Origin of the sequence: Bacteroides xylanisolvens, from assembly GCF_018289135.1 — a bacterium.
Classification (GTDB): domain Bacteria; phylum Bacteroidota; class Bacteroidia; order Bacteroidales; family Bacteroidaceae; genus Bacteroides; species Bacteroides xylanisolvens.
The window spans coordinates 3,045,579-3,059,667 of the sequence record NZ_CP072216.1; the positions used below are offsets into that span (position 1 = coordinate 3,045,579).

11 protein-coding genes are annotated in these 14,089 nt (G+C 42.4%); all 11 read left to right on the forward strand.

Translation table 11 applies throughout. The features are described from left to right. The first annotated feature begins 4 nt into the window (after window positions 1–4). Window positions 5–505 carry an acyltransferase gene (locus INE92_RS13100; RefSeq protein WP_008777772.1) on the forward strand — a complete coding sequence of 167 codons (501 nt, stop codon included), beginning with the start codon at window positions 5–7 and terminating at the stop codon, window positions 503–505. Further along, window positions 502–1,668: a glycosyltransferase family 4 protein gene (locus tag INE92_RS13105; RefSeq protein WP_008777771.1), complete on the forward strand. Its 1,167-nt coding sequence runs from the start codon at window positions 502–504 to the stop codon at window positions 1,666–1,668. Before INE92_RS13100 ends, INE92_RS13105 begins: the two co-directional genes overlap by 4 nt. Continuing rightward, complete coding sequence (locus tag INE92_RS13110; RefSeq protein ID WP_008777770.1) at window positions 1,661–2,299, forward strand: immunoglobulin domain-containing family protein; 639 nt, start codon at window positions 1,661–1,663, stop codon at window positions 2,297–2,299. Before INE92_RS13105 ends, INE92_RS13110 begins: the two co-directional genes overlap by 8 nt. A 15-nt stretch (window positions 2,300–2,314) precedes the next feature. Then, the gene (locus INE92_RS13115) at window positions 2,315–3,232 is read left to right on the forward strand and encodes a glycosyltransferase family 2 protein (RefSeq protein ID WP_229035879.1); all 918 of its coding nucleotides are present in this window, start codon (window positions 2,315–2,317) and stop codon (window positions 3,230–3,232) included. 242 nt (window positions 3,233–3,474) lie between these two features. Beyond that, the gene (locus tag INE92_RS13120) at window positions 3,475–4,245 is read left to right on the forward strand and encodes a glycosyltransferase family 2 protein (protein ID WP_008777768.1); all 771 of its coding nucleotides are present in this window, start codon (window positions 3,475–3,477) and stop codon (window positions 4,243–4,245) included. Then, complete coding sequence (gene gmd, locus INE92_RS13125; RefSeq protein ID WP_008777767.1) at window positions 4,242–5,330, forward strand: GDP-mannose 4,6-dehydratase; 1,089 nt, start codon at window positions 4,242–4,244, stop codon at window positions 5,328–5,330. Before INE92_RS13120 ends, gmd begins: the two co-directional genes overlap by 4 nt. Next, window positions 5,327–6,271: a GDP-L-fucose synthase family protein gene (locus tag INE92_RS13130; protein ID WP_008777766.1), complete on the forward strand. Its 945-nt coding sequence runs from the start codon at window positions 5,327–5,329 to the stop codon at window positions 6,269–6,271. Before gmd ends, INE92_RS13130 begins: the two co-directional genes overlap by 4 nt. Before the next feature lie 18 nt (window positions 6,272–6,289). Continuing rightward, window positions 6,290–7,636, forward strand: coding sequence for a sugar phosphate nucleotidyltransferase (locus INE92_RS13135; protein ID WP_008777765.1), 1,347 nt, complete (start codon window positions 6,290–6,292; stop codon window positions 7,634–7,636). Window positions 7,637–7,960: 324 nt separating this feature from the next. Then, entirely contained in the window at window positions 7,961–10,234 is a 2,274-nt protein-coding gene (locus INE92_RS13140) for a Helicase associated domain protein (protein ID WP_077154671.1), read from the forward strand. A 226-nt stretch (window positions 10,235–10,460) separates the two neighbouring features. Further along, window positions 10,461–12,773 carry an ATP-binding response regulator gene (locus INE92_RS13145; RefSeq protein WP_077154672.1) on the forward strand — a complete coding sequence of 771 codons (2,313 nt, stop codon included), beginning with the start codon at window positions 10,461–10,463 and terminating at the stop codon, window positions 12,771–12,773. Beyond that, window positions 12,748–14,058, forward strand: coding sequence for a sigma-54-dependent transcriptional regulator (locus tag INE92_RS13150; protein WP_008777762.1), 1,311 nt, complete (start codon window positions 12,748–12,750; stop codon window positions 14,056–14,058). The genes INE92_RS13145 and INE92_RS13150 overlap by 26 nt, the downstream gene beginning before the upstream one ends. Window positions 14,059–14,089: the final 31 nt, after the last annotated feature.

Sequence of the window (14,089 nt, forward strand, 5' to 3'; positions counted from 1 at the left end):
TTTTATGGTTTCGCAAACCATTTGCCAGATTCGTACACTCCTGTATTGGGGGGGGGTAAGTAATCGAATCCGTATTTTCCTGTGCAAGCGCATATTTAAGGAGTGCGGGAAAGTATCAACAATAAACAGAAATATTTATTTTGGGAACGGAAAGGATATCGTGATAGGTGATTATAGTGGTATTGGTGCCAATTGTAGCATTCCCAATGACATCCATATAGGTAAATATGTAATGATGGGGCCGTTCCTGTATTGCATTACTTTTGGACATGAGGTGTCTGATACATCAACCCCGATGTGCTTCCAAGGTCACGTGGAAAAAACCAAGGACTCGAACATCGTCATAGGAGACGATGTGTGGATTGGAGCAAATGTCATCATTTCGAAACGTAGGCACATTGGTACTGGATCTATTTTGGCTGCCGGTGCCGTTGTAACGCATGATGTTCCCGATTACGCCATTGTAGGAGGTAATCCTGCAAATGTAATCAGAATGAGAAAATGAAAATTATATTCTTTACGATTGACTGTTTTAAGGGAAGGGAACATCTCATGCCTTGGCGAACAATATTGGAGGTTGCCAAGGTGATGGTGGAATACGGCTATGAGGCAAGCATTTTGAATGCTTGCAGCAACAGTGAGGATGTCATTGATTATGATTGGGCAGGAAGCGATTCGTCGAAACCTGTCCATGTGTGTTCCGTGATAAAGAATAATGAGGCAATCTTTGTCCAATGCACGGAACTAAAACCGGAGATACTTTTCATCCCTTTTACTTTTCGTGATGGGCTGACACCAGCCAAGTGGATTGCTCAAATCAACTGCAAGAAGATTGGTTACATGACAGGAGGGGTGTATGACCTGAAGAGTGGAATGCTGCTGAAGAAGAACGGTGGTTTAGCCGCTGCAAAGCCTTACCTGATGGAGGCTATAACGTCCAAGTGCATTTTTGCTCATACATTGAAAAATATTGGTGTGAGCCATGTGATTGGTTTGACCGATGTGAGTGCCAAAGCAGTGAAGAGAGGCGGCTTTAAAAATGTGACAACCATATACCCTGGCAAGGATTCGTTTGATGAAATTGTACCAGACAACAGTGTCTTGGATAAATATGATTTGAAGGGAAGAAAATGGCTACTATTTAGTGGCGCTCCTGCACCTACTCGTGGGGCAGAGGTGTTGCTGGAGGCTTTAGACAGCGTGAAGGATGATGGTGTCCGGCTTGTCATGTTGATGCGTACGGATGTGGGTTCCCAATATAAGCGGTTTGAAAAGACATTGTCCGGACTGAAACATCCGGAACGAGTAAAGATTATCAAGGATAGACTGACGAGAGAACAGCTTAGGGCTTTTTTTGGCTCTGCTTGGTATGCAATTCTGCCTTTCATCGTGATTCCAAGTGAGGTGCCTTTGACATATTTTGAGTTGCTGAGTTGCGGTACACCTGTAATCACCTTTGTCAATGGAGGTACTACGGAATATCTTAAGTATGGACTGCTGACTGCTGATAAGTCAATCAAAGGATTGGCCATTACAATCGAAAAGGCTTGGAGCGATGTTGCTTTGAGAAATTCAAGGTCTGATAAGGGTAAAATAATAATGAATGCGCATCCTACATGGAGTCAAGTGGGGATGGAATGGATTAACTTATTGAAACAAAATGACTAAATACATCATCATATCAGGCGTGGATGGCAGTGGAAAAACTACAGTCATCGAAGGTGTGCGTGCCCAATTGGAAGCAGAAGGTAAGACTGTTGGATATATTTGGATGCGTTATCATCATAAATTGATAAAAATAATGCATGCCATAGCTAAACTTACAGGATTAAGTAAAAAGGAGAATACCGCAATGGGAGAAATGTGGTTGCACTATTTCTATAAAAGCCCTTTGTTTTGCTGGTTCTACTTATATAGTTCTTATATAGATAGTTGGTTAGCTCGCAAAAAACCAACTAAGTTAAGAACTGATTATGTAATCTGTGACAGATGGGTAAATGACATAATCATTGATATGGGAAGTGAAACTCATAACCTCGACATACTTGACGGCAAATGGTATAAATTATACCAACGGCTTTTGCCTAATGATAGCTTTCAGTTTGTGATAAGCCGTAATCGAGAAGATGTTTTGAATTGCAGAATTGAAAACACCTTTAATGAGGCTTTTGATTATCGGTTTAGGTTATATCAAAAGATAGCTCAAAAGCCAGAAGTCATAAAAATAGATAATACAGGAAGTATCGAAAAAAGCGTTTCCCTGGTTATAGAATCCATAAGAACAAAAGAAAAATTGTAACATGTAAATGTAGTTATGTTGAATAAGACATTGGATATTACGGTAATTATCCTCACCTATAATGAGGAAATACATATCCGTAGGTGCTTGGAGAATGTAACACCTTTTGCCAAGAAGGTATTTGTGGTTGACTCGCCTTCAACTGACAGGACAGTAGAGATTTGCCGGGAGTTTGAGAATGTGGAGGTAGTGGTACATAAGTATCCGGGTAATCAAGCCGAACAGTTCAACTGGGCGTTGGATACATTGCAGATAGAGACCGAATGGATTCTTCGTCTGGATGCGGATGAGTATTTGTTACCCGAATTGGTTGAAGAATTAAAAGAGAGATTACCTGTAATGCCGGAGGGCGTTTCAGCCCTCTCTCTCTCTCGCGCGCGCGCTTATTGTGGTAAGATCTTACATCATGGCATTGTAAATAATGTCAAGATCGTGCGTGTTTTCCGGAAAGGAATGGCTCGTTATGAGCAGCGGTTGATGGATGAGCATTTGGAGATATTGGACGGCGAGACGGCAGAATTGAAACATCAATTTGTGGATGACAACCGAATGACTTTCGGGCAGTTTACAGATAAGCATAATAATTATGCTTCGCGGGAAGCGGCTTTGTTGCTGGATGCAGAGTTTCATTTGACGGGTTCTCAAATCGTATCACAAGATCATGGGAAAGAGGTTGAACGAAAGCGGGCACAGAAAAACCGATATGCGAAGATGCCTTTATTTTGGAGGGCTTTCGGCTACTTTGTTTATCGTTATATCATAAAGTTGGGGTTCTTAGATGGCAAGGAAGGATTCCTCTGGGACTTCTTGCAAGGTTGGTGGTACCGTACTTTGGTGGATGCTAAGATCTTTGAAATAAAAAGAGCTTGTGGAAATGACAAGAAAAAGATATGCCAATATTTGAAAGATCATTATGGCATATCTTTGGAGTAATATAGATTTATAACTCCTGCCGTTGCAGGAAATCGAGCAAATGAATGTGGTGGATTCCTTCGTAATTGCTGCCTATCGTCCATTCATCAAGGCTGACGACATATTTGGGGCAGTTTCATGTATTCTATTATTAAGTATGATTTATAAATTATGGCAAATATACCGACATTGTTAGTTATACTTAACAATATAGAAGAGAGAACGCATAGAAGCCCAAAACATAACATTACATTATAACTTACATGAAAGTATCAGTTATTACCGCTACATGGAACAGCGGTAAAACACTTTGCACGACCTTGGATAGTGTACTCAGCCAAAGTTATCCCGACATAGAGCATATCATTGTGGACGGGGGAAGTACAGACAATACGATGGAAATAGTCCGGGAGTATGAACCTCGTTATAATGGACGATTGCGGTTTATAAGTGAACCGGACAAAGGTCTTTATGATGCTATGAACAAGGGGATTCGGATGTCCACGGGGGAGGTGGTTGGTATCTTGAATTCGGATGATTTTTATACTTCTTCGGATGTAGTGGAAAAATTAGAGAAAGAGCTTGCTACCAACCGAGTGGATGCAGTATATGGAGATATTCATTTCGTGGATGGCAATGACTTGGGTAAATGTGTCCGTTATTATTCGTCAAGACTTTTCCACCGTAGCTGGATGCGACTTGGCTTTATGCCTGCACACCCAAGTTTCTACTGCCGCAAAATTATATATGATAAGTATGGTGGCTTTGATTTGTCTTATAAGATTGCTTCCGACTTTGAATGTCTTTTACGGTTTATTTTCGTACATAAAATACAGACAACATATATCCCAATGGATTTTGTAACCATGCGCACAGGAGGGACTTCCACCAGTGGCTTTGCCAGCCATAAACAAATTATATCCGATCATCAAAAAGCATTCAAACGTAATGGCATATACAGTAATGCCTTTTTGGAATCATTGAGGTATATTTATAAAATTCATGAAGTATTACTAACAAAAATAACAAGATGAAAACAGCTTTAATCACCGGAATTACCGGGCAAGACGGTTCGTTTCTTGCAGAATTTCTATTGGACAAAGGATATGATGTTCATGGTATCATCCGTCGTTCATCAGTTGATTATCGGGAGCGTATTGCTCATTTAGAGGGGAAACCTCATTTTCACTTGCACTATGCGGATATGGGGGACTCTATGTCTTTAGTGAAATTAGTAGGTAAAGTACAGCCTACTGAGATTTACAATTTGGCTGCTCAAAGCCATGTACAGGTGTCGTTTGATGCACCTGAATTTACAGCTGATGTGGACGCTGTAGGAGTACTCCGCATATTGGAGGCGGTTCGTACCAATCATCTGGAGAAAACCTGTAAGATTTATCAGGCTTCAACTTCCGAACTTTATGGCAAGGTAGAAGAAGTTCCTCAAAATGAAAATACACCGTTTCATCCTTACAGCCCTTATGCCGTAGCCAAACTCTACGGCTATTGGATTGTGAAAGAGTACCGCGAGGCTTATAATATGTTCTGTTGTTCGGGTATCCTGTTCAACCACGAATCGGAACGCAGAGGCGAAACCTTTGTAACGCGCAAGATTACATTGGCTGCTGCCCGTATTGCTCAAGGGAAGCAGGATTGTCTGTATCTGGGTAATTTGGATTCCTTACGTGATTGGGGATATGCTAAAGATTATGTGGAATGTATGTGGTTGATTCTTCAACAGGACAAACCGCAGGATTTCGTCATTGCAACAGGTGTACAGCACACTGTTCGCGAATTTGCTACATTGGCATTCCACTATGCCGGCATTGAACTGCGTTGGGAAGGTGAAGGTATAGATGAGAAAGGTATTGATGCAAAGACCGGAAAGGTACTGGTAGCTGTCAGTGAGGATTTCTATCGTCCTACGGATGTTGTCAACCTATGGGGTGATCCTACGAAAGCTAAGAATGAATTGGGATGGAATCCGCAATCCACCTCCTTTGAAGAGTTGGTGAAAATTATGGTGTCTCATGATATGCAAAAAGTGGCTGCGGAACATGTGGCCAACGTAATGCGTACCAACTTGGCCGAATATCTGGAGAAAGGAATTGTAAAATGATGGATAAGAACGCAAAAATATATGTAGCAGGACACCGTGGGATGGTGGGTTCTGCCATTGTCCGTGAGTTACATCGGCAAGGGTATATGAATATTACCACTCGTACTCATGCAGAATTGGATTTGACACGGCAAGAAGCTGTGGAAAAGTTTTTTGCGGAAGAAAAACCGGAATATGTCTTTTTGGCTGCTGCCAAAGTAGGTGGTATCATTGCCAACCAATCTGCATTGGCTGATTTCATGTATGACAACATGATACTGGAGATGAACGTGATTCACGCAGCTTGGAAGAACGGCTGTAAAAAATTGGAGTTCTTAGGTTCTTCATGTATTTACCCACGTTTGGCCCCTCAGCCTATGCCTGAATCTTGTTTGCTAACATCAGAATTGGAGAAAACGAATGAAGCGTATGCCTTGGCCAAAATATCGGGTTTGAAATATTGCGAATTTTTGAATCGGCAGTATGGTACGGATTTCATTAGTGTGATGCCAACAAATCTGTATGGACCCAATGATAATTATCATCTTGAACATAGTCATGTACTTCCTGCTTTGATCCGCCGTTTCCATGAGGCGAAAGAGGCGGGTCTGGATGAAGTGACTTGCTGGGGTGACGGCAGCCCGCTCCGGGAGTTTCTATATGTAGATGATTTGGCTAATCTGTGCGTGTTCTTGATGAACAACTATTCGGGGAATGAAACTGTGAATGCAGGAACCGGTAAAGAATTGACCATTAAAGATCTTACAGAATTGGTGGCTAAGGTTGTAGGATTTACAGGCGAAATCAAATGGGATACCTCACGTCCGAATGGCACACCCCGAAAGCTTTTGGATGTATCGAAAGCAACGGCTTTGGGGTGGTCTTACCAAACTGAATTGGAAGATGGTATCCGATTGGCTTATGATGATTTCCTGCATAATCCCATGCGTGCAGAAAGGTAACGATTTAAAACATTATTTATGCAAATTCTTTTATTATCCGGAGGCTCTGGGAAACGTCTTTGGCCTCTGTCAAATAACAGTCGTTCCAAACAGTTTATAAAATTACTCAATTCTCCCGATGGTCAAAAAGAGTCGATGGTACAACGGGTTATTCGTCAATTGGGAGAATCCGATTTAAAAGGTCATGTAACCGTGGCTACCAGCTTGTCTCAGGCTGATGTTATTTACAATCAGCTGGGTGAATACATCGATGTAGTGGTGGAGCCAGAAAGACGTGATACATTTCCAGCCATTGCTTTGGCAGCTTCATATCTGAAATATGAGAAATCATGTGCCGATGAAGAAGTAGTTGTTGTTATGCCTTGTGACCCTTTTACGGAAGCAGGATATTTCAAAGTTATTGAGCAGATGGTGCATGCGGTGGATGACAATGTAGCTGAGCTGGTTCTTATGGGGATTACTCCAACCTATCCATCTGTTAAATATGGATATGTAGTGCCTGATGAATCGAAACTGAAAGGTGGAATCTTTTCGGTCAAACGGTTTACGGAAAAACCAAATGTAGCTACAGCGGAATATCTTATAAAAGAAAATGCATTTTGGAACGGTGGCGTATTTGCTTTTAAGTTGGGATATATGATGAATATTGTGGAGCAATATATCCGGACTGTTTCTTTTTCGGAAATCCGTAACAGATATAGTGAATTCCCCAAAATCAGTTTCGATTATGAGGTGGCAGAAAAGGCCAAATTGGTAGCAGTAGTTCCTTTCTCTGGCAAATGGAAAGATTTAGGGACTTGGAATACACTTACAGATGAGTTGGAAGACCATGTAATAGGTAATGTTATCACAGATGGAGAGGCGGAAAATACACATATCATTAATGAATTGGATCTTCCGATTATGTGTATAGGAACCAAAGATTTGGTGATTGCAGCATCGAATGACGGTATTTTAATTTCCGAAAAGAACAAGAGCGAGAACATAAAAAAATATGCAGACCGGCTACAGTGTTGTCCAATGTATGAGGAAAGACATTGGGGAGAATACAAGATTATTCATAATGTTCAATATTCAGATGGCTTTCAGTCGTTGACGAAGCAATTGATTATAAAGGCAGGAAAAAGTCTCACATATCAAGCTCATCATCTACGGAAAGAGGTATGGACGGTTGTTGATGGAGAGGGACTGTTGGCTATAGAAGGAAAAATTACCCCAGTTAAACGGGGAGATACTGTTTGTATCCTTGAAGATATGCGCCACGGTCTAAAAGCCATAAATGACTTGACCCTGATAGAAACGCAAACCGGAAGCGATCTTCTTGAAGATGATGTGGAATTGTTTGATTGGAATTGGCAAAAGTAGATACAAAGTTTGGCGAGAACTTCCAGATAATCAAATCCGATTAAATATCTTACACAAAATTCAGAATTATAAAAGGTAAGGGCTTTTGTGATTCTTCCATTGATTATGAAAATCGAGTTTATGGGAGAATCAAAATTTATATTGCATTCCAAAAATGCAAATGTTCAGTGGATAGTATCAAAATATTCCGGTGTTAATCCATTAAGAATTTATCTTATGCTATTTCGTATGGGAATGAAGAAAGAACAAGAAGTGTTGGAACAAACTGCGTCTTGTACATCACTTTTTGTTCTTTTGATATCTTGAAAACATTGATTGTATAACATGGTTTCTTCGTTATCGGTTTATTATCGAAAACTTGCTTATCACGTAATAGAATCGGACGGCTTCCTATGGGTCGGATTCAAGCCGGGAATGGTACATTTTATTGCTAAAGAGGTTTGGAATATTCGCCCCTTGACCCGAACGGACGTTGAGAGATATTATGAGGAGTTTACAGTATTAACCCAAGGTAAAGGGAGTCTTTATTTTCGGATTGTAGCTCATGGTGGATTTCTGAAAGAGGCGTTGGCTTATGAGTTGCATGGTTTGACTGTTTCTGACGACAACTACCTCAGAAGCCTTAATTCCGGCAGACATGTAGAACTTTACCCACATAACGAGAAAGCTTATCGTGCTATTATAAAAGGCTTTGAACAGCATCGTATCGGTACCGTTGTGCAAGCGACCGGGACGGGAAAGTCATATCTGCTGGCTCGTTATATATCAGACCATGCCACAGAACGAATTTGCGTATTTGCTCCAAATGTCACAATCCTGGAGGAGATCAAAAAAGCGGTAGGCTTTACCTCTCCTTATATCTGCTATCGAACGTTTCAGTCATTGATATATTATCGAAAAAATGATAAACAACTCAAAGCAGATCATATTTTGATTGATGAGTTTCATCATTTCGGTGCAGAAATATGGGGGGCTGCTTTGCAGGAGGTAATTGAATCCAATCCGCAGGCCTATATATTAGGAACATCGGCGACTCCTATTCGCCCGGAGGGAATGATTGATACGGTGGATCTTTATTTCGAGGGAAATCTGTTTTATGAACTTACCTTACCTCAGGCTTGGTATTACCGTATTTTACCAGTCCCAATCCTGGTACAAAGTGCCTATGGATTAGACGGTGAACTGAATCGTTTACAAAAGCGATTGGATCGAAGCGGATGTTCAATTCGACGAAAAGAACAAGTCCAAAAGAAACTGGATGTGGCTCGCGTTGATTTTAAAGGGGCGTTAGGAGCTCCTGAGGTAATCCGAAAGTTCTTGCCCAAAGATGTATGTAAACTGCTGGTTTTTTGCCGTGATCTTACCGATCTGAAACAGATGGTTCCTGAGGTGTGTGGCTGGCTGACACAAGCCGGACGGGTAATCATACCATTTGAGATCCATCACACTCAAAGCGAACGGACTAATAATCAAATACTAAAGGCTTTCCAAAAAGAATCTGGGAAATTGCATGTATTGTTCTCTGTCAATATGCTGATAGAAGGACTGCATGTGGAGGGCATAGATGCCGTCTTGTTTCTACGGCGGACAGAATCCTATATTGTTACCCTGCAACAGCTGGGCCGTTGCTTGGATGCCGGAAGCGGGAAACAGCCTGTCGTATTGGATTTTGTGAACAACCTATCGGGCAAATCTGTATATGACATGATGGCCTTGCACATGGAACGCCTTGCCTGTCAGCCTTCACCCAAGGGATTTGAAGGGGTGACCTCTTTTCTGACCACAGGTTTCCTATCAGACATACGGCTTCGTATTGAGGAGATATTGACAGAGTTGGAACCTTGGCAGATCATGTATGAGAGGCTTATTGAGTTCCGTAAGAAAGAAAATGACTGGCCTTCGGTTACAGAGGGGAAGCTGGGCTTGTGGTGCAATACGCAGCGCATGGCTTACAAACGGGGAAGACTCTCGGAGGAGCGTTACAAACTGCTGGAGTCTGTCGGCTTTGAATGGAACTTGCTGGATTCAAACTGGATGAAGGAATTCCAATCATTGAAAGTCTTCTTTGCGACTCAAGGCCGCTGGCCCAAACGGGAGGATGGAGCTTTGGCTACCTGGTGTTATACTCAACGGGAAAGACGCAAGAAAGGACGTTTGAGCAAAGAACGTATTCGTGTGTTGGATGAGATCGGATTTGTGTGGAGTCAGGACTTGAACGGTGAATGGATGAAAAATTATGAAGCGTTGAAAATCTTTCTTGACAAACAGCAGCGCTTTCCCAAATCAGCCGAAGGTTATTTGGGCGAGTGGTGCAGTAGACAGCGGAAAATGCGCAAGCAAGGGAAACTTTCCCCTAATCGTCAAACACTATTAGATCGAATAGGATTTGTCTGGTCGGTGGAGCAGGTCTGGCGAAGCTACTTGGAACAGTTGCACCAGTTTCATGTCCAAAATGGACGGTGGCCTGGATGTCGTGAAGGGGCGTTGGGGCGTTGGTGTACGGTTCAAAGACGGAATTATCGAAGAGGAAGCTTGTCGGATCAAAAAATCGCCCAATTGGAACAAATAGGATTTATACCCTTGAAAGGAGACAAGTAATACAGAAGAAATGGAAATACTCTCATTTCATACGAAACAATAGAGTTTCCGCAGCCTTATTATCGCAGTTCAAAGTACACTATGATTTTAGAATACAATATACCCAATCGCTTTTCGTACTAATAGGCATATTACCGTTTATACAAGCCACCCTTAAATTTCGGATAGAAGGACTGGTTGCTTTCCACATACATATAGTGTCTAAATAAACAGCAAATATTGATAAATGAGTATTCAATATAAAATCATCTTTGGATATATGGTGTTGATTGTGGCTATAATCGGTATGATTATAATCATGGTACGTGAGCGGAATAGGGTTTTGGTGATTGAAACTGAGGCACAAACAATTCATCGGGTTCAACACAATGGAAATATAGTCCAGCATCACATCACGATTCTCTCAACTTATGGTGAAACAGCCCTTTCTTGGGAAGAGGAGGATTTTGCGAACTATCATTCTCTTCGTCTGCATATCGATTCCATGTTGCAGGCCATGCACAAGGGGTATGAGGAATTTGTCAGCCAAAGTCAAATAGACTCGCTGCGCTATCTATTATCCAGTAAAGAAGAGCATTTATACCAAATTATGCAACTTTTCCATAGTCAGAACAGTCAGGAAGGTATGCAATTCTCTCATTTACCAGCGGAAGCTCAACCGCGTACTGTTATTCGTAAAAAGAAAGGTTTTACAGGATTTTTAGGGGCAAAAGAAACTCTGGAGATAGTTCCTTCCGCATCTACAATTCTCAAGACATTGAACAAGGAATTGCTATCCATGCAGGAAGAACGGCAGAAAAGTATCAATGCTTATACCGATAGCCTCCGCAACCACAACAAGGAACTCAACCGAAAGCTTCGCCATCTGATAACCACGATGAACAACCAGACAGAACGTGTACTTGAAGCGAAGGAATGTCATCTTAGAGAATCTTACAACCGTTCCATATGTGTCATCTCCTGGCTGATTATCTCCGCCATTATTCTGCTTGTCATATCCTATCTGATTATTCAAAAAGATTTACGGGAAAAGGCAAGAACAAGGAAGCGTTTGGAAGATACGATACAACAAAACACTGCGCTGTTGGAAATGCGCAAGAATATTATCCTGACCATATCGCATGACATACGTGCCCCTTTGAATGTCATTGACGGCAGTGCCGATCTGGCAATGGATACACGTGAAAAGAAACGGAGGAATATCCATCTGAATAACATAAGGAGGGTGTGCAAGCATGTGGTACATCTGCTTAACAACCTGTTGGATGTGTACCGGTTAAACGAGGCGAAAGAAATACGGAACGATGTCCCATTCGACCTGCATGAATTATTGGAACGTACCGCTGCCGGTTTTTCTCATATAATCAATAATAAGGGTATCCTGTTCAATTGTGATTTTAAGGATACGGAAGTCAAGTTATATGGTGATGCAGACCGCATAGAACAGATTATAGACAATCTGCTTACCAATGCAGTTAAGTTCACGGAGACCGGCACAATCAATTTCAATGTGCACTATCTCAATGGACTGCTGGTCATGGAAATAGTGGATACCGGTGTTGGTATGAGTGAGGAGACACTTTCCCGTATCTTTCGTCCTTTTGAACGCCATACCTCTGCAACCAATGCGGACGGATTCGGATTGGGGCTTCCGATCACGCAAGGACTTGTCAATCTTCTTGATGGGACAATAGAAGTAACAAGTTTGATTAATTGTGGAAGCACATTTCGTGTGACCCTTCCCATGCCGGAAACGGATGAACCGTTGGAAAGCGAAAAACATGTCCCGACGCATTCCACACACCTGCATCACAATGTACTTGTTATTGATGACGACAGTATGTTGCAAGCTGTCATTAAAGAAATGTTAGAGCGTAATGGCATGGCCTGTACAACTTGTACCACAGTCAAAGAGGTAGTAAAAGCCATGCGGGAAAAAGATTATAACCTGTTGCTTACAGATATCCTGATGCCTTACACCAACGGGTTTGAATTGTTGACTTTGTTACGTAACTCAAGTATTGGCAATTCAAAGACTATACCCATTGTCGCTATGACTGCACGTGGAGAGAAGGAGAAAGATGCTTTTTTGAATGCCGGATTTACAGCCTGTATTTATAAGCCGTTCTCATCTACAGAGTTGATCGGTCTGTTGTCAACTATAGAAAGGGGTTGCCCTGACAAAAAGCATGATGTAGATTTCAGCATGATGTTGTGTGAGGTGAGCGATAAGATAAAATTATTATGTTCCTTTATTGACCAGTCGAAAAAAGATGTTGAAGAACTCAATTCGGCCATAGAAAATTGTAATAGGAAGAAATTGCGTGAAACGGTTCACCGTATGCTGCCGATGTGGGAATTATTACATAATGAAGAAATGTTGTTCGCTTATCGTTCCCTTTTAAAAGATGAAAGGGCCAGTGACACTGCTTTAAAAGAATATACTCAACGGATAATAAATCATACCGATATGTTGATGGCAGCAGCAAAAAATGAAATAAAAAGACAGACAAATGAAACGGAAAATACTGATAGTTGAAGACAATATCAGTCTGTCTCAGATGCAGAAGGACTGGTTTGCACAAGCTGGTTATGATGTCGTGACAGCTATGAACGAACCGATAGCCCGTTCACTGATACGCAAAATACAATTTGATCTGATTCTATCGGACGTACGTCTACCCGAAGGGGACGGAATATCTCTACTGGAATGGCTGCGCAAGGAAAGAAAGGATATTCCTTTCATCATCACGACCGAGTATGTGTCGGTTCCCGATGTGGTGCGCACTATTAAGTTGGGAGCGATAGACTACCTTCCCAAGCCGGTACGCAAGGAACATCTGCTGGAACTGGCAGAAGATGTGTTCCGCCCCATGGTTACGGTACGGAAACAGGAAAAGGTACTGTTTCACCGTACAAGTCCGAAGATCCTACAAGTGGAGAAACTTGCCAGACTGGTAGCTCCATCGGAAATGTCGGTGATGGTACTTGGTGCCAACGGTACAGGGAAGGAGTCGGTGGCACAGAGCATCCATCTGGGCAGCGAACGCCGGGAGATGCCTTTCGTGGCGGTGAACTGCGGGGCACTGCCACGTGAACTGGCCGCCTCGTTGTTCTTCGGTCACGAGAAAGGGGCATTTACCGGTGCCGACACCGCCAAGACCGGATATTTCGACATGGCGAAAGGCGGAACTCTGTTTCTGGACGAGATAGGTACAATGTCCTATGAGATTCAGTCCATGCTGCTGCGCGTGTTACAGGAGAATACCTATACTCCGATAGGCAGTGACAAGGAACGGGTAGCGGACGTGCGTATCGTTACCGCCACAAATGAGAATTTGCAACTGGCCATCAAGGAAGGGCGGTTCAGGGAAGACCTTTACCACCGCCTTTGCGAATTCGAGATACGTCAGCCTTCATTGGCGGAATGTCCGGAAGACATCATCCCTTTGGCTGAGTTTTTCCGTGAACGCCATTCGAAAGAACTGAAAAGGGAAACACAAGGCTTTACGGAAGATGCCAAGCGCAGGATGCTTACCTATTCATGGCCGGGCAATGTCCGGGACTTACAGAACCGGATCAAACGTGCTGTATTGATTGCGGAGACTCCGATGCTGGATATGGAAGGATTGGATATTGAGATCCGCCAAAGTGGAGATACGCACTCCCCGGCAATTCAGCCGTTGAAGGATGAGTCATTGGAGAAAATAAATATTATCAATGCTCTTAAAACTTGCAACGGACACCGGGAACAGGCTGCCGCACTGCTGAACATCAACCCAGCAACACTGTACCGGAAGATGAAGAAATACGGGGTGAAATAAAAATGAGCCTGCCGTTAGTGCAAATCTCACT

What these genes read in the sequence shown, in the direction of transcription:
- INE92_RS13100 (WP_008777772.1), top strand. Translation starts at nt 5, where the DNA reads ATGGTTTCGCAAACCATTTGCCAGATTCGTACACTCCTGTATTGGGGG.
- INE92_RS13105 (WP_008777771.1), top strand. Translation starts at nt 502, where the DNA reads ATGAAAATTATATTCTTTACGATTGACTGTTTTAAGGGAAGGGAACAT.
- INE92_RS13110 (WP_008777770.1), top strand. Translation starts at nt 1,661, where the DNA reads ATGACTAAATACATCATCATATCAGGCGTGGATGGCAGTGGAAAAACT.
- INE92_RS13115 (WP_229035879.1), top strand. Translation starts at nt 2,315, where the DNA reads ATGTTGAATAAGACATTGGATATTACGGTAATTATCCTCACCTATAAT.
- INE92_RS13120 (WP_008777768.1), top strand. Translation starts at nt 3,475, where the DNA reads ATGAAAGTATCAGTTATTACCGCTACATGGAACAGCGGTAAAACACTT.
- gmd (WP_008777767.1), top strand. Translation starts at nt 4,242, where the DNA reads ATGAAAACAGCTTTAATCACCGGAATTACCGGGCAAGACGGTTCGTTT.
- INE92_RS13130 (WP_008777766.1), top strand. Translation starts at nt 5,327, where the DNA reads ATGATGGATAAGAACGCAAAAATATATGTAGCAGGACACCGTGGGATG.
- INE92_RS13135 (WP_008777765.1), top strand. Translation starts at nt 6,290, where the DNA reads ATGCAAATTCTTTTATTATCCGGAGGCTCTGGGAAACGTCTTTGGCCT.
- INE92_RS13140 (WP_077154671.1), top strand. Translation starts at nt 7,961, where the DNA reads ATGGTTTCTTCGTTATCGGTTTATTATCGAAAACTTGCTTATCACGTA.
- INE92_RS13145 (WP_077154672.1), top strand. Translation starts at nt 10,461, where the DNA reads ATGAGTATTCAATATAAAATCATCTTTGGATATATGGTGTTGATTGTG.
- INE92_RS13150 (WP_008777762.1), top strand. Translation starts at nt 12,748, where the DNA reads ATGAAACGGAAAATACTGATAGTTGAAGACAATATCAGTCTGTCTCAG.